This is a genomic window from Sphingobium sp. R-21 (assembly GCF_049913335.1).
Lineage (GTDB): Bacteria > Pseudomonadota > Alphaproteobacteria > Sphingomonadales > Sphingomonadaceae > Sphingobium.
Genome location: NZ_CP184375.1, coordinates 183,578 through 204,638, shown reverse-complemented (window position 1 = coordinate 204,638; position 21,061 = coordinate 183,578). Strand labels below are relative to the sequence as shown.

General features: G+C 66.8%; 18 protein-coding genes. 8 read left to right on the top strand and 10 right to left on the bottom strand.

Going from position 1 to position 21,061, the window contains the following annotated elements:
- Nucleotides 1-98: 98 nt before the first annotated feature.
- The 4 genes from ACN9MX_RS15770 to pedF form a co-directional block, all read right to left on the bottom strand.
- The gene (locus ACN9MX_RS15770; RefSeq protein WP_363736657.1) at nucleotides 99-875 is read right to left on the bottom strand and encodes a response regulator transcription factor; all 777 of its coding nucleotides are present in this window, start codon (nucleotides 873-875) and stop codon (nucleotides 99-101) included.
- A gap of 12 nt (nucleotides 876-887) precedes the next feature.
- Nucleotides 888-2,630, bottom strand: coding sequence for a methanol/ethanol family PQQ-dependent dehydrogenase (locus tag ACN9MX_RS15765; RefSeq protein ID WP_363832684.1), 1,743 nt, complete (start codon nucleotides 2,628-2,630; stop codon nucleotides 888-890).
- Between the two features lie 140 nt (nucleotides 2,631-2,770).
- Nucleotides 2,771-3,634, bottom strand: coding sequence for a substrate-binding periplasmic protein (locus ACN9MX_RS15760; protein WP_363832686.1), 864 nt, complete (start codon nucleotides 3,632-3,634; stop codon nucleotides 2,771-2,773).
- A gap of 4 nt (nucleotides 3,635-3,638) precedes the next feature.
- Nucleotides 3,639-4,064, bottom strand: coding sequence for a cytochrome c-550 PedF (pedF, locus tag ACN9MX_RS15755; RefSeq protein ID WP_363736652.1), 426 nt, complete (start codon nucleotides 4,062-4,064; stop codon nucleotides 3,639-3,641).
- Between the two features lie 165 nt (nucleotides 4,065-4,229).
- Between pedF and ACN9MX_RS15750 the strand changes: the two genes are divergently transcribed.
- From ACN9MX_RS15750 to ACN9MX_RS15740, 3 genes are all read left to right on the top strand, one after another.
- On the top strand, nucleotides 4,230-5,201 hold the full coding sequence (locus ACN9MX_RS15750) for a PQQ-dependent catabolism-associated beta-propeller protein (protein ID WP_363832688.1): 972 nt from the start codon (nucleotides 4,230-4,232) through the stop codon (nucleotides 5,199-5,201).
- A 126-nt stretch (nucleotides 5,202-5,327) separates the two neighbouring features.
- A complete protein-coding gene (locus tag ACN9MX_RS15745) occupies nucleotides 5,328-6,719 on the top strand; it encodes a porin (RefSeq protein ID WP_363832691.1) in 1,392 nt (463 codons plus the stop codon).
- Nucleotides 6,720-6,838: 119 nt separating this feature from the next.
- A complete protein-coding gene (locus tag ACN9MX_RS15740) occupies nucleotides 6,839-9,154 on the top strand; it encodes a TonB-dependent receptor (protein WP_363832694.1) in 2,316 nt (771 codons plus the stop codon).
- A gap of 37 nt (nucleotides 9,155-9,191) precedes the next feature.
- Here ACN9MX_RS15740 and ACN9MX_RS15735 read toward each other — a convergent pair whose 3' ends face one another.
- Together ACN9MX_RS15735 and ACN9MX_RS15730 are read right to left on the bottom strand one after the other, a co-directional pair.
- The gene (locus ACN9MX_RS15735; protein ID WP_363832696.1) at nucleotides 9,192-10,139 is read right to left on the bottom strand and encodes a quinoprotein relay system zinc metallohydrolase 1; all 948 of its coding nucleotides are present in this window, start codon (nucleotides 10,137-10,139) and stop codon (nucleotides 9,192-9,194) included.
- Nucleotides 10,136-10,909, bottom strand: a complete 774-nt coding sequence (locus ACN9MX_RS15730; RefSeq protein ID WP_363736642.1) for a quinoprotein dehydrogenase-associated SoxYZ-like carrier — start codon at nucleotides 10,907-10,909, stop codon at nucleotides 10,136-10,138. Before ACN9MX_RS15730 ends, ACN9MX_RS15735 begins: the two co-directional genes overlap by 4 nt.
- Nucleotides 10,910-11,013: 104 nt before the next feature.
- On the opposite strand from ACN9MX_RS15730, the gene ACN9MX_RS15725 reads away from it, so the two are divergent.
- The 4 genes from ACN9MX_RS15725 (at nucleotide 11,014) to ACN9MX_RS15710 (ending at nucleotide 16,008) form a co-directional block, all read left to right on the top strand.
- Nucleotides 11,014-11,574 (top strand): rhodanese-like domain-containing protein, encoded by a 561-nt coding sequence (locus tag ACN9MX_RS15725; RefSeq protein ID WP_363736640.1) that lies wholly within the window; start codon nucleotides 11,014-11,016, stop codon nucleotides 11,572-11,574.
- A gap of 136 nt (nucleotides 11,575-11,710) precedes the next feature.
- Nucleotides 11,711-12,163: a pseudoazurin gene (locus ACN9MX_RS15720; RefSeq protein ID WP_363736638.1), complete on the top strand. Its 453-nt coding sequence runs from the start codon at nucleotides 11,711-11,713 to the stop codon at nucleotides 12,161-12,163.
- Nucleotides 12,164-12,172: 9 nt separating this feature from the next.
- Complete coding sequence (gene acs / locus ACN9MX_RS15715) at nucleotides 12,173-14,125, top strand: acetate--CoA ligase (protein WP_363832699.1); 1,953 nt, start codon at nucleotides 12,173-12,175, stop codon at nucleotides 14,123-14,125.
- 170 nt (nucleotides 14,126-14,295) lie between these two features.
- Nucleotides 14,296-16,008, top strand: coding sequence for a GAF domain-containing hybrid sensor histidine kinase/response regulator (locus tag ACN9MX_RS15710; RefSeq protein WP_363736634.1), 1,713 nt, complete (start codon nucleotides 14,296-14,298; stop codon nucleotides 16,006-16,008).
- 40 nt (nucleotides 16,009-16,048) lie between these two features.
- On the opposite strand, the gene ACN9MX_RS15705 is transcribed toward ACN9MX_RS15710, so the two are convergent.
- Together ACN9MX_RS15705 and ACN9MX_RS15700 are read right to left on the bottom strand one after the other, a co-directional pair.
- Nucleotides 16,049-16,702 (bottom strand): CoA transferase subunit B, encoded by a 654-nt coding sequence (locus tag ACN9MX_RS15705; protein ID WP_426387712.1) that lies wholly within the window; start codon nucleotides 16,700-16,702, stop codon nucleotides 16,049-16,051.
- On the bottom strand, nucleotides 16,702-17,412 hold the full coding sequence (locus ACN9MX_RS15700; RefSeq protein WP_363736630.1) for a CoA transferase subunit A: 711 nt from the start codon (nucleotides 17,410-17,412) through the stop codon (nucleotides 16,702-16,704). Before ACN9MX_RS15700 ends, ACN9MX_RS15705 begins: the two co-directional genes overlap by 1 nt.
- Nucleotides 17,413-17,495: 83 nt before the next feature.
- On the opposite strand from ACN9MX_RS15700, the gene ACN9MX_RS15695 reads away from it, so the two are divergent.
- Nucleotides 17,496-18,437, top strand: coding sequence for a LysR family transcriptional regulator (locus ACN9MX_RS15695; protein WP_363829406.1), 942 nt, complete (start codon nucleotides 17,496-17,498; stop codon nucleotides 18,435-18,437).
- A gap of 77 nt (nucleotides 18,438-18,514) precedes the next feature.
- Here ACN9MX_RS15695 and ACN9MX_RS15690 read toward each other — a convergent pair whose 3' ends face one another.
- Complete coding sequence (locus tag ACN9MX_RS15690) at nucleotides 18,515-19,126, bottom strand: hypothetical protein (protein ID WP_363752572.1); 612 nt, start codon at nucleotides 19,124-19,126, stop codon at nucleotides 18,515-18,517.
- A 127-nt stretch (nucleotides 19,127-19,253) separates the two neighbouring features.
- Nucleotides 19,254-21,041, bottom strand: a complete 1,788-nt coding sequence (locus tag ACN9MX_RS15685; RefSeq protein WP_363829403.1) for a fatty acyl-AMP ligase — start codon at nucleotides 21,039-21,041, stop codon at nucleotides 19,254-19,256.
- Nucleotides 21,042-21,061: the final 20 nt, after the last annotated feature.

Here is a 21,061-nt window from a genome sequence, read left to right as displayed (position 1 = left end):
GGGGGCCGGCACAAGGGCGGGCGGCGAGTCTGGCCAATGCCGTCTATAGGTGAAGAATAGCAGATTTGCCGACGACAAGCGATCCCGCCCTGGAACCCTCAATCGGCGCGGAAATGCACCCGATTGGCCTTGATCACCGCCTGGGTGCGGCTGAGCACGCCCAGCTTCTGGAGAATGGCGGAGACATGCGCCTTGATGGTGGTCATCGACACGCCGAGATCATGTGCGATCTGCTTGTTCAGCCGGCCGCGCACCAGATGCGCCAGCACCGTTTTCTGCTGCGGCGTGAGGCTGTCGATACGGCGGGCGATCTCATCCTCCTCCGCGGTGGGAGCGATCGTCTCGCCCATGGCCTCCGGCAGGTAGATCTCGCCCGAGACCACGCGATGGAGCGCGTCGACAATGGCGCTGCGCTTCAGTGACTTGGGAATGAAGCCCGCGGCGCCGGCGGCCAGCGCCTCCTGCACGATCGGGCGGTCGAAGGCGCCCGACACCATCACCACGGGCAGGATCGGAAAACGATCGCGCAGCAGTTTGAGGCCATCCAGGCGGCGGACATCGGGTATGTTGAGGTCGAGCAGGATGAGGTCGAAATTGTCCTGCTTTTCCAGCAAGGCGACGGCCTCTTCCATGCTTGCCGCCTCGAAGATCTCGCAATTGTCGAAGCTGATCGCGATCACGCTGCGCAGCCCGTCGCGCACGAGGGGGTGATCGTCGACGATCAGTACCCGCTCCATGATTGCCTCGCCACCCATATACTGGCCCACCCCTTGCCCCGGATAATCGGACAAGTCATGGGCCGTGGCAAGCCGCATCGCGCCAGGCGGGACCGCCCGGATGGAGGGGATGTGGTTGCCGCGGCCCATGACGATCATCGTGCTTATCCCTTATTTAGGCAGCTTGAACACCCAGAGCGAACCGCCCTGGTTGATGTCCTTGAAGCTCTTGGCGACTTCGCCGCCCCAGAGCGGCACCGCGCCACCCCAGCCGGACATCACCGCCACATATTGCTCGCCATCCTGTTCCCAGGTGACGGGGCTGCCCACCACGCCCGATCCGGTCTGGAACTTCCACAGTTCCTGGCCCGTCTTGGCGTCGAAGGCCTTGAGATACCCCTCCGGCGTGCCGGTGAAGACGAGGTTGCCCGCGGTCGAGAGCACGCCGCCCCAGAGGGGCGCCTTGTTCTTATATTCCCAGACGATCTTGCCCGTCTTGGGGTCCATGGCGCGCAGCGCGCCGATATGATCCTCCGCAATGGGCTTGATGGTGAAGCCGGCGCCCAGATAGGCTGCGCCCTTCTTGTAGGCGATCGGCTCGTTCCAGATGTCCATGCCCCAGTCGTTGGACGGGATGTAGAAGAGGCCGGTGTCCTGGCTGTAGGCCATGGGCATCCAGTTCTTTCCGCCCAGGAAGCTGGGGCTGGCGAAGACCGACGATCCCTTGGCCGCCTCGCCCGGTGCGCCGGGGCGATTGGCGTCGTTGTAGTTGGGCCGGCCGTTCTTGTTGAAGCCATTGGCCCAGGTCGTCTGCATGACGAACTTGTTGGCGCTGACGAACTTGCCGTTGGTGCGGTCGAGCACGAAGAAATAGCCGTTGCGGTCTGCCTTCGCGCCCAGCTTCATCGCCTTGCCGTTGACGGTGGCGTCGAAGGGGATGAATTCGTTGACGCCGTCGAAATCCCAGCCGTCATGCGGGGTCGTCTGGAAATGCCATTTGATGACGCCGGTGTCGGGATCGATCGCCAGCGTCGAGCTGGTGTAGAGATTGTCGCCGGGGCGCAGATGGCTGTTCCACGGCGCGGGGTTGCCGGTGCCAAAGAAGAGCAGGTTGGTTTCCGGATCATAGGTGCCGCCCAGCCAAGTGGCGCCGCCGCCGGTCTTCCACAGGTCGCCCTGCCAGCTGGCGTTGGTCTTGCCGGTGATGCCGTTGTCCCTGCCATTGAGGGTGCCCATATGCCCCTCTATGGTCGGGCGGCGCCAGACCAATTCGCCGGTGTTGACGTCGCGCGCCTCGACCGCGCCGACAATGCCGAATTCGCCGCCGCTATTGCCGTAGATCACCTTGCCCTTCACCACCATGGGTGCGGCGGTGGCCGAATAGCCGGCCTGATAGTCCGCGATCTGCTTGTTCCAGATGACCTTTCCGGTGTGGCGGTTGAGCGCGACCATGTGCGCGTCCAGCGTCGCGAAGATGATCTTGTCGCCATAGATCGCCGCGCCGCGGTTCACCACGTCGCAGCAGGGCATGATCGCTTCGGGCAGGCGGGCGTCATATTGCCACTTTTCCTCGCCCGTGCGCGCGTCGAAGGCGAACACGCGCGAATAGCTGCCGGTGACGTAGATGGTGCCGTCATAGACGATCGGCTGCGCTTCCTGCCCGCGCTGCTTTTCCCCGCCGAGCGAGGAGGCGAAGGCGGGTACCAGCCTTGCGACATTGGAGGCGTTGATCGCCTTCAGCGGGCTGAAGCGCTGCGCCTGCGGACCCATGCCATAGGTCAGAACGTCGCCCGGCGTCGCCGCGTCGTTCATGAGGTCCGCATCGGTTGGACCTTCGGCCAGCAATGGCGCGGCGGCAACCGCCAGGCTCAGGATCGCGGCGCCGGACAGGGCTCGCGTCAAACGTCCTTTCATTCTTTCCTCCCTCTGTTGAAAGGGCGTGCTCGGCGCCCCCGACCGCTGCAGATTATTGCACCTGTTGTGCGCAGCAATTGGACCTTGGGTCGGCCCCTTCCCCCCGACTCTCTGGAACGGGGAGGGGCAGGTGCCCGATCTCAACCCGCCGCCAGCGCGGGTGTCCATTCCACGCCATAGGGGGCGAACAGTGCCTTCATCTCGCCGCTGGCGGCCATGGCGACGACGATCTCCTCCACCGCGTCGCCCAGGGTGCGGCTGTTTTCCCTGACCGCCATGCCGATGTCCCATCCGGGCGAGGTGAAGGCGGGCAGGGGCCCCTTGCGCAAGGCAAGGCCCTTCGCGCCGCGGTGCAGCCCTTCCTCGATCTGTGCGCGGCTGGCGAGGACGGCGTCCGCCTTGCCCGCCGCGACGGCCGCGACCGCTTCGGCGCCGCTGGGATAATGCGCGACATCCTTCGCCAACAGGCCGCCGAAGGAACCGATCAGGTAGAAGTCGGGAATGGAGTCGAGTTCGGCCGCCAGCCTGTGCCCGCGCCATCCGGTGGGCGGCGCTTCCAGATCAATGGCGTCCGGCATGCCGGCAAGACGGAAGCTCTCGCGATAATAGGGCGCGATGATCGCCACCTGGTCGTTGCGGGCGGCGAAGGTCCGGTCGAAGGGGATGTGCAGCATCAGGTCGCCCGGCGCGAAGCCGAGCAGTCCGCCCTTCCACACGCCATGGCGCAGATCGTCGTCCACGCTTTCGTCCGCGACGAGCTGGGCGAGGTCGGCGCGCACGCCCAGTTTCCCGGCGATCGCATGCGCCAGATCGACGTCGAGGCCGACGAGCTTCCCGCCTTCCTCCCAGGACCAGGGGCGATTGTCCCTGTAGACGACCACCCGCAGCACGCCCAGGTCCTTGACCTTGCCCAGCGGTGCCGCATGCGCCATGCCGGGCCTCATCCCTAGCCCCAGCGCCATCGCCGCGCCCGCTGAGCCGATCAGGCCACGCCGGCTGAACATGGCCTCAGCCCTGGAACTTGGTTTCGAGCCAGGCGCGGATCGCCCAGCCGGCCTTCTGGCCCAGCACGTCCCCGAAGGGCGGCATATAGACCTTTCCGTCATGGCTGGAGCCGTGGCGGAAGCGTTCGACGAACCACTGGTCGCCCGATTCGCCCTGTTCCAGATAGCGCAGGTCCGGCGCGATGCCGCCGCTTTCGGCGTCGAGCCCGTGGCAGCGGGCGCAATTCTGGCCATAGGCGGACTGGCCGATCTCTATGGCCTTGGCATTGCCGCTATAGGGGTTTTTCTGAAGCCATTCCTCGCCAATGTCCGGCAAGGCGGAGGTGTCGACCGCCTGCGGCGTCACATTGCCGTGCGCCATCAGGCCGGTTGCCGTGGTCGCGCCCAATATGGCGACGGCGCCCAGCAGCGAAATGCGTCCCAGATTCATGCTCGAAATCCTCACCCGAATTGATTGGGGCAAGTGTAGGGCAGCGTGCTTTGCCGCCCTATTGGCCGTTGGTACTATCCCGGTGGAGGCGCGCGCGCCTTAAAACTCGCGGGTGCCATACAGGAACACGGAATATCCATCGGGCGGCGGAGAGGATCAGGGCGGATGAAGCGCATCATTCTGGCGGGGTTGGTACTGGCTCCGGCGAGCGCGCAGCCAGTGAGCGCGTGGGCGGAGACGCTCTATGTCTCCAACGAGCGCGGCAACAGCGTCACGGTGATCGACGCGGCCAGCGCGAAGGTGGTCGCGACATGGGCGGTCGGCGGCCGGCCGCGCGGGATCACCGTGTCGAAGGACGGGAAATATATCTATCTGTGCGCATCGACCGACCATGCCGTGCAGGTGATCGAGCGGGCCACGGGCAAGGTCGTGGCGGAGTTGCCGTCAGGGGAGGATCCGGAGCAATTCTTCCTGTCGCGCGATGGCGGGACGCTGTTCGTCGCCAATGAGGACAATGCGGCGCTGACCGCGATCGACCTTGGGACCAGGACCGTCGCTTTCCAGGTGGATGTCGGCGGGGAGCCCGAAGGCGTGGCGCAAAGTCCCGACAGCCGGTGGGTCGTGGTGACGTCGGAGGAAGAGAATGTCGTCAACTGGGTCGACGTGGCGAAGCGGGAAATGGTCGAGGCGACGCCCGTCGACCTGCGCCCGCGCCATGTCGAATTCACCCGCGACGGCGCCCAGCTCTGGGTCGCGGCGGAGGTGGGCGGGACGGTGCAGATCATCGATACGGCCTCCCGCAAGGTGGTCGAGACGCTGCATTTCGCCATTCCGGGCGTGGCGGAGCATCGCATATTGCCCTGCGGGATCCGCTTCACGCCGGACGGCAGGACGGCGGTGGTGGCGCTGGGCCGGGCGGACCATGTCGCGCTGGTCGACGTGGCGAGCCGCAAGGTGCGCGCCTATGTGCCGGTGGGCAAGCGGGTATGGCATGTCGCGGTGAGCGGCGACGGCGCGCGGGCCTATGCGGCCAATGGCCTTTCGGACAATGTGAGCGTGATCGATCTGGCCAGGGGAGAGGTCACGGGAACGATCCCCGTGGGCGCCGCGCCCTGGGGAATCGTGGCGGTCCCCTGATCATCCGCAGATAGGTTGCCCCCTCATCCCAAGGGAGGAAGCCCTAAGTCCAATTTTCCTGCCGGGGCGTCCGCCTCACTCTCTCTTCAGCCGGGGGCATTGACCGGCACAAAGAGGGAGGATGTTATGAAAAGGACGCTGCTCCTCGCGAGCGCGGCCATGGGGCTGCTTTGCGCGACTGCCACGCCGGCATTGGCCGGGACCACCGCCGATCTGCTGAAGCGGCTGCATGAGAAGGGAATCCTCTCCGACGAGGAATATCAGGAGCTGCTGAAGAATGAGAGCGCCGAGGCGGCTTCGGCGCCTGCCGCCCCGCCGGTGACGCCCGACGCGTCGGGCGGCGGCCGGACCGTGCGCATGACCGACAGCGGCGTCGGCTTCGAAATGGGCGACGTCACGCTCAAATTCTCCGGCTCGGTCAACGGCTTCTACGTCCATGACAATGGCGAGGCGCCCAGCGCGACCAACAGCGTGGTCGGCGGCGTGGCGACGGTAGGCGGCAAGAGTTCGGCGATCCGCAACGGCCTGCTGCCAGGCTTCCTGAAGGTCGAGGTCATGACCCGGCAGGGCGGCTGGGATGTGGGCGCGCATTTCGGCATGTATCCGGGCATTAATTCGGTGAACTATGCGGCGGGCGGCGGCGCGAACAGCCCCGGCAATCCGCGTGGGCTGCAGACGGCGGGCATCGATTTCCGCCAGACCTACCTGACCTTCGGCCGGCCGGGCTTTGGCGAGGTGAAGATCGGCCGCGACATCGGCCTGTTCGCCTCCGAGCAGATACTGAACGACATCACCCTGCTGTCTTCGGGAACGCCGGCGGGCAATGTCGCGCCGTCCAACACCACGCTGGGGCGGATCGGCGTCGGCTATATCTACACCGATTTCCAGCCGCAGATCACCTATACCACGCCCAGCTTCAGCGGCTTTACCGCCAGCCTCGGCATTTTCGAGCCCTTGTCGTCGCTGACCGGGCCGGACGAGGCCAACAAGGAGCCGGGCTTCCAGGGCAAGCTGGTCTATGACGGCAAGTTCGGCGGCGTGGGCACGCGCCTGTGGGCGGCCGGCATCCGGCAGAAGCATAATGTGATCGCGGGTCCGGACTATACCAGCTGGGGCTGGGACGCGGGCGCGAAGGTGACGGTGGGTCCGCTGACGCTGGTCGGCACCTATTATGATGCCTCGGGCCTTGGCACGACGGCGCTCAACCTGTTCGACACCGATGGCCTGGGCAACAAGCGCGACAGCCATGGCTTCTACCTGCAAGGGCTGGCGACGTTCGGGAAAGTCTCGGTCGGGGGCAGCTATGGCGAGAGCAGTCTCGACTATGCCAACGCCGCCGACGCGCTGGCCAATCCGACGCTGGTGGACAAGAATTCGAGCTGGGTCGGGCAGCTCCGCTACGGCCTTACGAGCTGGGTGACGCTGCTCAGCGAATATGTCCACACCAAGTCGGAAGCGCATAACGGCAACCGGGCCAGTTCCGACGCCGTCGCGGCCGGGGCGATCCTGTTCTTCTGATCCCGACCGAAGGAACAATGTCACGGGGCGGGGCCGCATCCTAACAGGGATGCGGCCCCATTTTTTCATGGCTGGACAATGGCCTGGCGGTCGAGGAACAAAGAAGAAGAGGCAAGGGGATGAGGAAGGGCATGCGGCTGGTCGGCGCGGCATGGGCGATGCTGGCGGGGCAGGCCATGGTCCTGGACGCGCGGGCGGAGACGGCCGACGCCGATGCGGAGCGGCAGCCGATCGTCGTCACGGCGCCCGGCGGCGCGATCGATGCCGATGATGCGTTGCGCCTGACCGGCGCGGACATCGGCCGCGCCGGGGCGCCCGACCTGCTGGGCGCACTGACCCGGTCGATCGCGGGCGTGACCCTGCAGGATGCGCAGGGCAATCCGTGGCAGCCCAATCTGGTCTATCGCGGCTTTACCGCCTCCCCCTTGCAGGGGCAGGCGCAGGGGCTGGCGGTCTATCTGGACGGGGCGCGCTTCAACCAGCCCTTTGGCGATACCGTCGCCTTCGATCTGTTGCCGGAGGCGGCGATTCGCGGCGTCACCCTGCTTGACAGCAGCGCTGTCTACGGGCTGAACGCGCTGGGCGGGGCGATGGTGATCGACACCAGGACGGGCGCCAGCGATCCGGGGCTGGAGGCGAGCCTGACCGGCGGCCGTTTCGGGTCGCGGGAGGCGAGCGTCGCGGGCGGCCTGAAGAGGGGCGATTTCAGTGCCTTCGGCGCGTTCCAGTACCGCCATGAGGACGGCTGGCGCGACCATTCGCCCTCCACCCTCTATAATGGCTATGCCGACCTGGGCTTCGACACCGCGACGGGCGGGCTGCATCTGAAGTGGATCGGCGCCGACACGGACCTGGCGGGCAATGGCGTCGCGCCGGTCGAATTGCTGGCGGCGGACCGGCGGGCGGTCTTCACCTGGCCCGACAATGCCAGAGCGCGCTATGGCCGGGTCAGCCTGCACCCCTGGGTCGCGTTGGGGGAGGGGACGCGGATCGAGGGCACGTTCTATGCCCAGCGGTTGAAGCTGCGCACCGTGAATGGCGATGCCGCCGACATGGAGGCGTGCGAGGACGAGGATCGCGCCGGGCTGCTCTGCCTGGAGACCGTGGGCGGGACGGAAGAGGCGCTGCTGACTGATGGCGACGGGCGGCCGATTGCCGATGTGCGGGGCGGCGAGGGCTATGGCGTGCTCAACCGTGGCCGGCTCGACAGCCGGGCGATGGGCGCGCTGGTCCAGATGATCGACGAGCGGGCGTTGCCGGGCGGGCGCAATCACCTTGCCATCGGGCTGAGCTATGACACGAGCCGCAGCCGCTTTGGCGCGTCGACCGAACTGGGCGCGCTGACGGAGGATCGCAGCGTCCAGGGGCTGGGGCCGTCCATCGTGCAGGAGGACGGCGCCATCGGGCCGGTCGGCCTGGTCGCGCATGCCAGCTATTGGGGGCTGTTCGCGCAGGACCGGCTGCCGCTGACCCCCCGGCTCTCGGCGGAGATCGGGCTGCGCTACAATCATGTCGCGATCGCGATGCGCGACCGGATCGGCACGGCGCTCAACGGCGATCATCGGTTCGAGCGGCTGAACCCCGGTCTGGAGTTCGATTACCGGCTGTCGCAGGAACTGGACCTGCGCGTCGGCTATGCCGAGAGCAACCGCGCGCCCACGCCCGCCGAACTGTCCTGCGCCGATGAGCATGCGCCGTGCAGCCTCGCCAATTTCTTCATCGCCGATCCGCCGTTGAAGCAGGTCGTCGCCAAAAGCTGGGAAGCGGGCGCGGGCGGGCGGGGCCGGTGGGGCGGGTTCCGGCTGGAATGGCTGTTGTCCGCCTATCGCACGCGCAACCGCGACGACATTCAATTTGTCGCGTCCGACATTCGCGGACGCGCCTGGTTCCGCAATATCGGCGCCACCCGGCGGCAGGGCGTGGAGTTCACCCTGAAGGCCGTGCGCGGTGGCTTTTCCGGGGCCCTCAGCTATGCCTTCACCGACGCGACCTACCGGCATGAGCTGGCGCTTTCCAGTCCCGCCAATCCCGCGGCGGACGAGAACGGCGTGATCCTTGTCCGGCCGGGCGACCGGCTGCCCGGCATTCCCCGCCACAGTGCGACGCTGTCGCTGGACTATGCCGGGCGGGGCTGGTCGGCCGGCGGCGACCTGATCGCGCGGACGGGACAATATCTGGTGGGTGACGAGGGCAATGACCAGCCGCCGCTGAAGGGCTATGCGCTGGTCAATCTGCGCGCCGGGGTCGATATCCTGCCGGGGGTGACGCTGTTCGGCGAGTTGCACAATGCGCTGGACTGCAAATATGCAACCTTCGGCACGTTCAGCGACATCGGGGAGGTGGCGATGGCGCAAGCGCCGCATGCGTCCGATCCGCGCGCCTATGGGCCGGGCGCGCCGCGCCGCTGGTATGCGGGGGTGAAGGCTCGATTCTAGAGCCAACCGGCTTGGATCGCCGGCTAATCGCGCCAGATCAGGCTGGCTGGTCGATGCGGGGCAGCAGCCGCGCCTCCAGCCCCGGATAGAGGTGGGAGACGCTGCGTTGCAGTTCGTATCGTGCCGCCGCCATGGTCGCGAAGCGTGGGGGGATTGGCAGTTCGCCCGCCTCCACCATGTCGAGGCCCGATTGCACCGCCCGCGTCAGCGCGTCCTCCAGCCAGTCGATCCAGTCGCGGGTCTGGGCAATGGCGGCCCTGCCGCCCGGATCGAACGGGCCATGGCCGGGGACCAGCCCGCCATGCGGTTCGCTCGCCAGCCGGTCGAGGCTCGCGCGCCAGCGGGGAAGGTCGGCGGTCGGCGTGCTGGGTGCGCGATCGTGAAAGACGAGGTCGCCGCCGATCAGCAGGCCGCTTCGTTCGTCCAGCAGCGCCAGGTCCGCGCCGCTGTGGCCGGAAAGCGCCAGCAGCCGCAAGCCGCGCCCGCCGAAATCATCGCGCCCTGTCGTGATCGGCAGGCCGGGCAGGACCAGTTCGGTGCCGCGCATCCAGTCGTTCAGCAACCGGTACATCGCGTCTGAATAGCCGCGTCCCTCGCTGGCGAGCGCTTCGATCGTGCCGGGCAGCGCCGCGACGATCCCGGGATCGAAGGCGGCGATGCCCATGCCGTGATCGGGGTGCAGATGGGTGACATAGACGCGGACCACCCTCTGGCCGGTCAGTTCCTCCGCCACCTTGCGCAGCGCCTGCCCATAGGAGAGCGACGGGCCGCAATCGCACAGTACCGTCCCCGCCGGCGTGGCGATGATCGCGATATTGGCGATGGCGCCGCCATTGGCCGGATCGATCGGGGCGTCCGCGCCGTGGATCATCCATATTCCGTCCGCGACGGCGACGGGATCGATCGCATAGCGGCCGCGCGCCTGCGCGGGCAAGGCGGCGAGCGCCATGCCGCCGGTGATCAGTCCGCGCCGGGTGAGCATCATCGCGGCGGGGGCGACTGGCGCGCGACGGACAGTGCCGCGTGATAATCGCGTCCGTTGGTGTCGCGGGCATCGACCGTCAGCATGTCGCCCGCCGCCGCATGAGGGACCAGGGTGATGGCCGGGTCTTCCGCGACCGAAGCCCAGATCTCCATCCGGCCCAGTTCGCGGCCGGCGCCGTCGCGCACGGTCAGCTGTTCCAGATGATAGGTGGGAATGGCATCGACCAGCCCGGTATCCATCGGGTGCCGGAAGCTGATGCGCAGGCGGCTGGCCGGGGTTGGCCCGGCGACGGGCCAGGCTTCGCCCCTGATTTCGCCCAGATGTTCGGCCCAGTCGCCCTTGACGCGGCTGACCGGCGGCGTCGAGCAGCCGCCGCCCGCCGCGTCGATCCAGCCGCCGGACACCAGCCATTCGCCGCTCGCCAACTGCACCGCGCCGCGCACGGGCGTGCGCTGGTCCAGCTTGATCCGGGTGGCGAGATAGGCGTCGCTGTCCGTCGGGTGATAGTCGATGGCGATGGGGATCGGGTTGAGGTCTGCCATCAGCACGATGCGTCGGACGCCGGCAATGGCGCGGGCGTCGATGGCCACCGGGAAGCTGCGCTGATTTTCCGCGATCTGGGGAAAGCCGACCTTCACCCGCGGGTCGAAGCGGACCGGATCGTCGCCGAACAGCAGCTTCGCATGCGCTTCCCACATCGGCGATTCGAGCGGATCGGCAGGCACGGATGCGTCTGCGCGCGCCGCCAGCGCGAGCAGGGCCAGGGTCATGGCTGCGTATCTTCGCCCTTTCACGTCCTTCTCCCTTGGTGCAGATCTACAGGCTGGCGCAATGCGCTACCATTGGCCCTTGGGTCGGATGGGGAGGGCCGGGAATGAGGATGACTGTATGGGGCGCCGCATTGCTGCTTTGCGCGGCGCCGGTGGGGGCGGAGCCATTGTTCGGCCCCGACGGATATCGCATCGCCGCCTATCGCGCGCCGGTCGCCCGCCCGCCCGACGGGGTTGGCCGGATCGCCCCGGCCGCCGCCGCGGCCCTGCGGCCGGGGCGGGACGCGCTGTTCATCGATGTCCTGCCGGCCGAGGGCGGGCATAGGGAGCGCGACGGGCGCTGGCGGCTGGCGGAGCAGCATGAAAGCGTTCCGGGCGCGCACTGGTTTCCCGAAGCGGGCAGGGGCGTGCCGGAGCCCGGCATCGCGGCCTGGTTCGCAGGTGGCGTGCGGCGGCTGACGGGTGGACGGCGGGATCGCATGCTCCTGGTCTTCTGCCGGGCCGATTGCTGGATGAGCTGGAACGCCGCGCGGCGGCTGCGCGCCATGGGCTATCGCAATGTCTGGTGGCTGGCGGAGGGGACGGACGGCTGGCGCGACCTGGGACAGCCATTGGCGCGGGCGGTGCCGGAGGGAGGCGTCGTGCGCGCGAGCGCTCCGTCCTAGATCAGGCGCGGGTCGTGCCCCGATTTTGTCGTGGCATGCTTTGGTCTGCTCAAGCTCTAGGACCAATGGCCCATTGCGAGGATCCGCCGCGCTGCGCCATCTTTTGCCCAAGCATGTTTGCATGGGAGAGAGAGCCTTGACCGACATTCGCATCACCCTGGGCGCTGTTGGCGCCGTCGCGCTGCTGGCGCTGGCGCCGCTTTCGGCGCAGGCCAGGGACATCATCGTCCATATGAAGAACCAGGGCGCGGATGGCGCCATGGTGTTCGAGCCGTCCTTCGTGAAGGCGGCTGTGGGCGACACCATCCGTTTCCAGCCAAGCAATCCCAGCCATAATGCCGAAACCATGGCGAACATGCTGCCGGCCGGCGCGACCCCGATGAAGGGCGCGATGAACAAGGAGGCGGTGCTGACCGTCACCAAGCCGGGCCTCTACGGCATCAAGTGCATGCCGCATTATTCGATGGGCATGGTCGCCCTGGTGCAGGTGGGCAAGGTAACCCCGGCCGATCTCGCCGCCGCCAAGGCGGTGAAGTTGCCGCCCTTCGCCGCCAAGCGGATGACCGCCGCGCTTGCCAAGGTGAAGTGAGATCCGCCGATGCTGACCACGGCCCCCCTTGTCTATCCCGTGCCGCCGCTCTGGTCGGCGGAGGCGAAGGTCGATGCCGCCGCCTATGCCGCGGGCTATCGCCGATCGATCGATGACGCTGACGCCTATTGGCTGGAGCAGGCGCGGCGGCTGGACTGGCTGCGCGAACCCACCCGCGCCGACGAGAGCAGCTTTGCGGAGCGGAATTTCGGCATAAGCTGGTTCAGCGACGGCATGCTCAACGTGTCGGCCAATTGCCTGGACCGCCATCTGGAGACGCGCGGGGACCAGGTGGCGATCATCTGGGAACCCGACGATCCGGAGGAACCGGCGCGGCGCTTCACCTATCGGCAATTGCATACGGAGGTGTGTCGCTTCGCCAATGTGCTGAAGGCGGCGGGCGTGGGCCGCGGCGACCGGGTGACGCTCTACCTGCCGATGATTCCGGAGGCCGCCTTCGCCATGCTCGCCTGCGCGCGGATCGGGGCGATCCATTCCGTCGTGTTCGGCGGCTTTTCGCCCGAGGCGCTGGCGGGGCGGATCACCGATTGCGACAGCCGGATCGTCATCACCGCCGATGAGGGGCGGCGCGGCGGCAGGACCGTGCCGCTCAAGCGCAATGTCGACGCGGCGGCGGTTCTGGCGCCGGGGCTGGAGCGCGTGATCGTCGTCCGGGCGACCGGCGGCGATGTTGCAATGGATGCTGGGCGCGACGCCTATTATGACGAACTGGCCGCCACCGTTTCCGTCGATTGTCCGGCCGAGGCGATGGCGGCGGAAGACCCGCTGTTCCTGCTCTATACCTCCGGATCGACGGGCAAGCCCAAGGGCGTGCTGCATTCGACCGGGGGCTATCTGCTCTGGGCGGCGATGACATTCGACCTGAGCTTCGACCATCGGCCGGGCGAAGTCTTCTGGTCATCCGCCGATGTCGGCTGGGTCACGGGGCACAGCTATATCGTCTATGGGCCGCTCGCCAATGGCGGCACCACGCTGATGTTCGAGGGGGTGCCGAACTGGCCGACGCCCAGCCGCATCTGGGAAGTGGTCGACCGGCATCAGGTGGCGACGCTCTACACCGCGCCGACGGCGCTGCGTTCGCTGATGAAGGAAGGCGACGATTTCGTGACCCGCACCAGCCGCACGTCGCTGCGCCTGCTGGGGACGGTGGGCGAGCCGATCAATCCCGAGGCCTGGCGCTGGTATCATGAGGTGGTGGGCGAGGGGCGCTGCCCCATCGTCGACACCTGGTGGCAGACCGAGACGGGCGGGCACATGATCACGCCGTTGCCGGGCGCGACGGACCTGAAGCCGGGTGCGGCGGCCAGGCCCTTTTTCGGGGTGGAACCCCTGCTGGTCGACGGCAATGGCGTCGCCGTGGACGGCGAAGGGGAGGGCAATCTCTGCATCGCGCGGAGCTGGCCGGGGCAGGCGCGCACTGTCTGGGGCGACCATGAGCGCTTCTTCCAGACCTATTTCACCACCTATCCGGGGCTGTACTTCACCGGCGACGGTTGCCGGCGCGACGCGGACGGAGACTATTGGATCACGGGCCGGGTAGACGACGTCATCAACGTGTCCGGGCACCGCATGGGCACGGCGGAGGTCGAGAGCGCGCTGGTGCTGCACGAAGCGGTGGCCGAGGCGGCGGTCGTGGGCTTTCCGCACGACATCAAGGGCCAGGGCATCTACGCCTATGTGACGCTCAACAGCGGCGAGGAAGCGAGCGACGCGATGCGCCAGGCGCTGGTCAAATGGGTGCGCAGCGAGATCGGGCCGATCGCGACGCCCGACGTGATCCAGTTTGCCCCCGGCCTGCCCAAGACCCGGTCGGGCAAGATCATGCGCCGCATCCTGCGCAAGATCGCGGAGGGTGAAGTGTCCCCGCAGGCGCTGGGCGACATCAGTACACTTGCCGATCCGGCCATCGTGCAGGAGCTGGTCGAAAGCCGCGCCGCATAGAGCAGCGATGGGGCGGGAAGAGGCATGTCCTTCCCGCCGCCGCAGCAGGGTTAAGAAATGGTTGATGACCATCGGTGGCAGGCGAGCGCTAAGCCGTTGATCATAATCGCTTTGTGATCGACCCCGTCCAATGATAGAAAGCTGCGCGGTTTCGATGCAGAAGGTTGTCGATGGACAGGAAACTGGCAAGCGAACGGGGTGCGGAGCAAAAGGCGCTGGCGGCCCGATGGAGCATAGCCGCCGAAGCCATGGAAGCGCTGGCAGGTGCTCGGTCCCTGGAGGCCATCACCCATGTCCTGCGAGCCTTCGCGCGTCGCGCGGTCGGGGCGGACGGCATTGCGGTCGTCCTGCGCGATGAGGACGAGTGTCACTATATCGCGGAAGATTCGATGGAGCCGCTTTGGGCGGGCCAGCGCTTTCCCGCGGCGAGCTGCGTATCGGGCTGGGCGATGGAGAATCACCGGACCGCGGTGATCCCGGACATATTCGACGATCCCCGCGTGCCGGTGGAGGCCTATCGCACCACATTCGTGCGGTCCATGGTGATGGTGCCGATCGGCCGCGTCGAGCCCATAGCCGCTCTGGGCGCCTATTGGTCGGAATTCGCGCAGCCCACAGAAAATGAGATCGCGCTGCTGGAGGCCCTGGCCCGCGCGGCGTCCACCGCGCTGGAAAATGGGCGGCTGTTCGCATCGCTGGAAGCGCTGAACGATCAGCTGGAACGCCGCGTCAGGGAACGCACCACGGAACTGGAGCGGTCGCAGGACAGCCTGCGCCAGGTCCAGAAGCTGGACATGCTGGGCCAGTTGACCGGCCATGTCGCCCATGATTTCAACAATCTGCTGATGCCGATCGTCGGCGGGCTGGACCTGATCCTGTCGGGCAAGCGGACCCCGGAGTCGATCGAGCGGCACGCGACCATCGCGATGCAGGCGGCGGAAAGCGCCCAGACGCTGGTGCAGCGGCTCCTGACCTTTGCCCGCCGCCAGCCCCTGACCGCAAAGGCGGTCGACCTGTCAACCCTGCTCGATGGCATGCAGGCCCTGCTGGCCAGCACGCTGGGCCCGCGGATCGCGCTGTCGCTCGATCTGCAACCGATGCTGCCCGCCGTGCGCGCCGATGCCCACCAGCTTGAGGTCGCGCTGCTCAATCTGGCGGTCAACGCGCGCGATGCCATGCTCGATGGCGGCGCCTTCAGCATAAAGGCGGAGGCCCGGAAGAGCCGCCTGCCCGCCGCTCTGGCGCCGCCTGGTCCCTATGTCTGCCTGACCGTCAGCGATACCGGCACCGGCATGACGCCGTCGGTCCGGGCTGCGGCGATGGAACCCTTTTTCACCACCAAGCCTTCCGGCCACGGTACGGGACTGGGCCTGTCCATGGTCCATGGCCTTGCCACCCAGCTTGGCGGCACGGTGGAGATCGACAGCGCTGTGGGCGAGGGTACGAGCGTCAGGCTCTGGCTGCCGGTCGAGCAGGCCCCTGTCGCGAAAGCCGAACCGCCTGCGGTCGGGGAAGAGCCCAAAGCGCGATCGGGCAAGGTGCTGCTGGTGGATGATAACGACCTTGTCCGGAACAGCACGCGGGCGATGCTGGTCGACATGGGCTATGAGGTGATCGACACCGACCGCGCCGAACATGCCCTCACGATGATCGAATCAGGCGACCGGCCGGACATCCTGATCACCGACCATATCATGCCGGGCATGACGGGAGTGGAACTGGCGCTGCGCCTGCGTGCCGATCATCCGAAGATCGCGCTGCTGATCATATCGGGTTATGAGGGGGTGGACCTGATCGCGCCCGACATCACCCGCCTGTCAAAGCCGTTCCGGCATCAACATCTGCAGGCCTGCATCTCCGCCGCGCGCGCGCAGACCGCCTGATCCGGGTATATGACGGCTGCCGCCGGGCTGCCTGTTCCAGTCATGCCGCCTCGGCGATGTCGACCGTGTAATGCGCGCTTGTCCTTTCGGCGACGTCGTCTTCTGTCACGCCCGGAGCGAGCTGGACGAGGCGGAAGGGGCTGTCATGGTCGGGCCGCTGGAAGACGCAGAGGTCGGTGACGATCATGTCGACCACATTCCTGCCGGTCAGCGGCAGGGTGCAGGCCGGGATGAACTTGGGGCTGCCGTCCTTGGACGTGTGTTCCATGACGACGATGATCTTCTTGACGCCCGCGACCAGGTCCATCGCGCCGCCCATGCCCTTGATCATCTTGCCGGGGATCATCCAGTTGGCGATGTCGCCATTTTCCGCAACCTCCATCGCGCCCAGAACGGTGAGGTCGATATGCCCGCCACGGATCATCGCGAAGCTGTCCGCGCTGGAGAAATAGCAGCTCTGCGGCAGTTCGCTGATCGTCTGCTTGCCCGCATTGATAAGGTCGGCATCCTCCTCCCCCTCATAGGGAAAGGGGCCGATGCCCAGCATGCCGTTCTCCGACTGCAGCGTCACTTCCACGCCGGCGGGGATATGGTTGGCCACCAGCGTCGGTATGCCGATCCCCAGGTTCACGTAGAAACCGTCGCGCAGTTCCTGCGCCGCGCGCGCGGCCATTTCATCTCTGCTCCAGGGCATCAGACGGCCTCCCTCTGGCGGACGGTGCGGAATTCGATCTTCTTGTCATAGGGCGCGCCCACGATCATGCGCTTGACGTAAATGCCGGGCAGATGGATCGCGTCCGGGTCGAGCGCGCCGGTGGGCACCACCTCCTCCACTTCGGCAACGCAGATCTTCGCCGCCGTCGCCATGGGCTGGTTGAAGTTGCGCGCCGTCTTGCGGAAGATGAGGTTGCCGCTCTCGTCGGCCTTCCAGCCCTTGATGATCGCCACATCGGCAAAAATCCCGCGCTCCAGGATATAATCCTGCCCGTCGAAGACCTTGACCTCCTTGCCCTCGGCCACCGCCGTGCCGACGCCGGTCTTGGTATAGAAGCCCGGAATGCCCGCGCCGCCCGCCCGGCACCGTTCCGCCAGCGTCCCCTGCGGACAGAATTCCACCTCCAGCTCGCCGGCCAGATATTGCCGCTCGAACTCCTTGTTCTCCCCCACATAGCTGGAGATCATCTTCTTCACCTGCCGCGTGCGCAGCAGCTTGCCCAGACCCTCCCCGTCAATCCCCGCATTGTTCGAGGCAATCGTCAGGTCCTTGACCCCGCTGTCGCGGATCGCGTCGATCAGCCGTTCCGGTATCCCGCACAGCCCAAATCCGCCCGCGCACAAATGCATCCCGTCAAAGAGAAGCCCCTCCAACGCGCGCGCAGCATCGGGGTAAAGTTTCTTGACCATGAGCAAGCCTCTCCTTCGTGGCCTGTTCTGGCGCAGGTGAATTATCATTTCTAATGATTTGTTTTTTGGAATAATAATAAGTGATGGCTATCAATCGCATCGGTCTATTTCATCTGGAAACTCTGTTGTGGATCGACCGGCTCGGCACCTTTGCGTCTGCAGCAGAGCGGCTCAACACCACGCAGCCGGCCATTTCCGCGCGGGTGCGGGAATTGGAAGCGCATCTGGGCGCGCGCCTCTTTCGCCGGGAGGGCCGGACCATGTCCTTCACCCCGGCCGGGCGCCAGTTGGTGCGCGATTGCGCGCCGCTCTGGAGCGATCTGCAGAGCGTGTTGCTGCGTTGCGGCGGATTGGCCGAGGCGAGCGGCGTGGTCCGCATCGGTACGGGCGAGATTGCGGCGGCAAGCTGCCTTCCGGACTTTGTGGCGCGACTGAAGGCGCAGATGCCGCATGTCAGCCTGGAGCTGGACATCGACCTGACCGCCAATCTGATCCAGCAATTGCTGGTCGGGCGCGCCGACATCGCCTTCGCGGCCGGGCCGGTGGCGCATCCTGCGCTGCAGTCGAGTCCCATTGGCGGCGTACGGCTCGTCTGGCTTGCCAGTCCGGCGATCGCCGCGTCATTTCGCAACGGCGGAGGGGACCGCACCATTCCGATCTGGTCGCTGGCCAGCCATTCCCCGATCTATGGGCGGATGCGCGACGCGATCGCCGCCTCCCGGATCGCCCACAAATCGCTCAACCTATGCAACAATGCCCGGATGATGATCGACATCGCCAAGGCGGGCGGCGGCATCGGCATCTTTCCAGAACCCATGGCGCGCGCCGACATGATGAACGGGGCTCTGGTGGAACTGGGCGACATGCCGGACCTGGCGCCGATCGAATTCCATGTCGCCAGACGGGTGTCCGACAATGATCCGGTGGTCGCCGCGATTTTCGAGCAGGCCAGCGCCCTGAGACTGGGGCAGGGTGGGGCAGAGGCGGGCGCGCCGCCGCCCTGGGGCGGGTTTCGATCTGACTGAATCAGATCGCCGCTCTGGATTCCTTGTTTTCCACGATTTCTTGACCAGCGATCGGTTCCGATCGCTTGGAAATCGCTCTAGGAACCGAGCGCCTGATTGGGATCGACGGTTCTGATGGCCCCGGACGTCGCCCCGGTTTCGGGCGGGACGGCGATCGCGGGTTGGGCCGGCGCCGTGCCAGTACCCAGAGACAGCTCCTTGTCCACATAGACCTCGAACTTCGTGCCGGCCGGTAGCTTGACATCCTTGCCGTGCACGAGGACCGCGAGCGGGAGGAAGACGATGCCCGCGCCGACGGCGCCCAGGGTGCCGGACTTGCCCTGCGCATTGCGCTGGCCACGCACGGGCACATCCGTTCCGCCCGCCTTGACGGTGCTGACCTTGATGTCGAGCTTGCCGGAGCGGCCGAGCAGGCCATTGTCCCTGACCCGGCTGACTTCCCCGACTGCCGGGCTGCCCGCAGGGATGAGCGTGACGCCGCCGATGGTCACGGGCCTGGCCACCGCCAGCTCGACCCGGTCCCCGACGCGGGCGGATTTGGAGGATATTTCCTGACGCGTCTCCAGTTGGATCGCCATGCCTTCGGGAAGGATCATCGACTGGGCCAGGGCTGGGCCGGGGGCGGCCGCCAGCAGCAGGGCGGCGGCGCTCCATGAGCCGCTCCAGCGCGTCGGCGACAGGCCAGTCATCGGGTCATCCTCTCCGCTTCGGGCACGGGCTATGCAGTCCATGGCAATTTACGCCTGCCGGGCCGCGGCTTCAAGGAATGAGTCCGGTCCGTCGTGCCCCGACCCCGGAGCGCGACCTGCCTCTGATCTATCGCAGCGCGCTCTGGCCGGCAGTGGATGCGCCTTGTTCGGATGGCTCGAACGCCTGCGCCAGCGGGCCTGCCATGGCGAGGACGGTCAGTTCCCCGTCCATCAGCATCCGGCCCGCCTGCTTGCGCTGCACCTTGCCGCTGGTCGTCCGGGGGATCGTGCTGGCGGACACCAGCACCAGATCGGTGACGGCCAGTTCCAGCCGTTCCATGGCCATGGCGCGCAGCCGGCCAGCCATCTCCTGCACCTTCTCGTCGGACAGGGCGCGGGCGTCGTCGCGCTTCATTTCCGCGATCAGGACGATGTGCTGAGTATCGCCCATCTCGATCTCCACGGCGGCGGCGCTCGCCTGGCCTACCGTTCCGGAGAGTTCCGACCAGATCTGCTCGACGTCGCTGGGCGCATGGTTGCGGCCGCGGACGATGATCAGGTCCTTGAGACGGCTGACGATGAAGAATCCTTCGGCCGTTGCAAAGCCGAGATCGCCGGTGCGCAGGAACGGGGCCCCTTCGTCCAGCCGGCCGAAGCTTGCCTCCGTCGCGGCGGGGTTGTCGATATAGCCGGCGGTGATGTGCGGTCCGCGCAGCCAGATTTCGCCCACCGCGCCGTCGGGGAGCGCTGCGCCGGTCGCAGGATCGACGATCCGCGCCTCCGCCCCCGCCATGGCGGGGCCGCAGCAGGCGAGCTCCAGCACGCCTTCCCCGTCCTTGCTTTCCTCCGCCCGTCCCGCCGCCAGAGCGCGGCTGTCATAGCTTTTGACGATCGGGTCGCTTTGCGGCGGGACCGCGATGGTCACGAGGGTGGATTCGGCCAGGCCGTAGCAGGGCAGGAAGGCGCGTTTGTCGAAGCCCGCATCGGCAAAGCATTCGGCAAAGCGGTCGAGCGTGCCGGGCCGGACCCGTTCCGCGCCGTTGAACGCGACGCGCCAGCCCGACAGGTCGAGATCGTCCGGCATACCCCGGCGCGTGGCGAAATCGACGCAGAGGTCGTAGCCGAAATTCGGGCCGCCGCTGGTATGCGCGCCGTAGCGGGTGATGAGCTGAAGCCAGAACATCGGCCGGTTGATGAACGCGGCGGGCGAGGTGATCACGCAGGTGGAGCCCAGGAACAGCGGCTGCAGGATATTACCGAACAGGCCCTGGTCGTGATAATGCGGCACCCAGCCGACGAAATGGGAATCCTGGTCATGGCCGAAGGCGACCTGGATCATCGCCTCATTGGCGATGATGTTGCCATGGCTGATCATCACCCCCTTGGGATTGGACGTGGTACCGGAGGTGAACTGCAGTACGGCAAGCTGGTCGGGCCGGAGCGTCAGCGCCGCAAAGGGGTGCGGTTCGGCCGCGAGCGCGGCAAATTCCAGATAGCGCACCGGGCCGACGGCGAGGGCGGCGGACAGTTCGTCCCCGAACAGCGCGGCCATGCTGTCGTCCAGCAGGATGCAGTCGGGCCGGATGTCGCCCAGCATGTTCAGGATATTCTGGAGCCTTGCTTTGCGCCGGCCGACCGGGGCGAGCGGAATGGCGACGCCGCCGGCCGCAAGGCAGGCGAGCAGCGCGAGTGCGAAATCAGTACCCGCCGAGAAGAGGAGGGCGATCCGCCGACCCGCCAGCCCCCGGGCCGACAGGGCGCCGGCAAGCTGCGTGATCCGCGTCGCCAACTCGGCATAGGTCAGGCTGCTCTGCGCGCCGTCGCCCTGGTCGAATATCAGCGCCGTCCGATCCGGAACGCTGTTGCCATGATCGAGGACGATGTCGACGATCGACCGGCTGAAGTCTATCTGCATTTCTTTATGCGAACCCGATA

Excerpts from the sequence above, each read along its gene's own strand:
- ACN9MX_RS15685 (WP_363829403.1), bottom strand. The coding sequence starts at position 21,041 with ATGCAGATAGACTTCAGCCGGTCGATCGTCGACATCGTCCTCGATCAT.
- ACN9MX_RS15745 (WP_363832691.1), top strand. The coding sequence starts at position 5,328 with ATGAAAAGGACGCTGCTCCTCGCGAGCGCGGCCATGGGGCTGCTTTGC.
- ACN9MX_RS15700 (WP_363736630.1), bottom strand. The coding sequence starts at position 17,412 with ATGGTCAAGAAACTTTACCCCGATGCTGCGCGCGCGTTGGAGGGGCTT.
- ACN9MX_RS15770 (WP_363736657.1), bottom strand. The coding sequence starts at position 875 with ATGATCGTCATGGGCCGCGGCAACCACATCCCCTCCATCCGGGCGGTC.
- ACN9MX_RS15725 (WP_363736640.1), top strand. The coding sequence starts at position 11,014 with ATGAGGATGACTGTATGGGGCGCCGCATTGCTGCTTTGCGCGGCGCCG.
- ACN9MX_RS15765 (WP_363832684.1), bottom strand. The coding sequence starts at position 2,630 with ATGAAAGGACGTTTGACGCGAGCCCTGTCCGGCGCCGCGATCCTGAGC.
- ACN9MX_RS15735 (WP_363832696.1), bottom strand. The coding sequence starts at position 10,139 with ATGATGCTCACCCGGCGCGGACTGATCACCGGCGGCATGGCGCTCGCC.
- ACN9MX_RS15690 (WP_363752572.1), bottom strand. The coding sequence starts at position 19,126 with ATGACTGGCCTGTCGCCGACGCGCTGGAGCGGCTCATGGAGCGCCGCC.
- ACN9MX_RS15695 (WP_363829406.1), top strand. The coding sequence starts at position 17,496 with ATGGCTATCAATCGCATCGGTCTATTTCATCTGGAAACTCTGTTGTGG.
- pedF (WP_363736652.1), bottom strand. The coding sequence starts at position 4,064 with ATGAATCTGGGACGCATTTCGCTGCTGGGCGCCGTCGCCATATTGGGC.
- ACN9MX_RS15750 (WP_363832688.1), top strand. The coding sequence starts at position 4,230 with ATGAAGCGCATCATTCTGGCGGGGTTGGTACTGGCTCCGGCGAGCGCG.
- ACN9MX_RS15710 (WP_363736634.1), top strand. The coding sequence starts at position 14,296 with ATGGACAGGAAACTGGCAAGCGAACGGGGTGCGGAGCAAAAGGCGCTG.
- ACN9MX_RS15740 (WP_363832694.1), top strand. The coding sequence starts at position 6,839 with ATGAGGAAGGGCATGCGGCTGGTCGGCGCGGCATGGGCGATGCTGGCG.
- ACN9MX_RS15730 (WP_363736642.1), bottom strand. The coding sequence starts at position 10,909 with ATGACCCTGGCCCTGCTCGCGCTGGCGGCGCGCGCAGACGCATCCGTG.
- ACN9MX_RS15705 (WP_426387712.1), bottom strand. The coding sequence starts at position 16,702 with ATGCCCTGGAGCAGAGATGAAATGGCCGCGCGCGCGGCGCAGGAACTG.
- ACN9MX_RS15760 (WP_363832686.1), bottom strand. The coding sequence starts at position 3,634 with ATGTTCAGCCGGCGTGGCCTGATCGGCTCAGCGGGCGCGGCGATGGCG.
- acs (WP_363832699.1), top strand. The coding sequence starts at position 12,173 with ATGCTGACCACGGCCCCCCTTGTCTATCCCGTGCCGCCGCTCTGGTCG.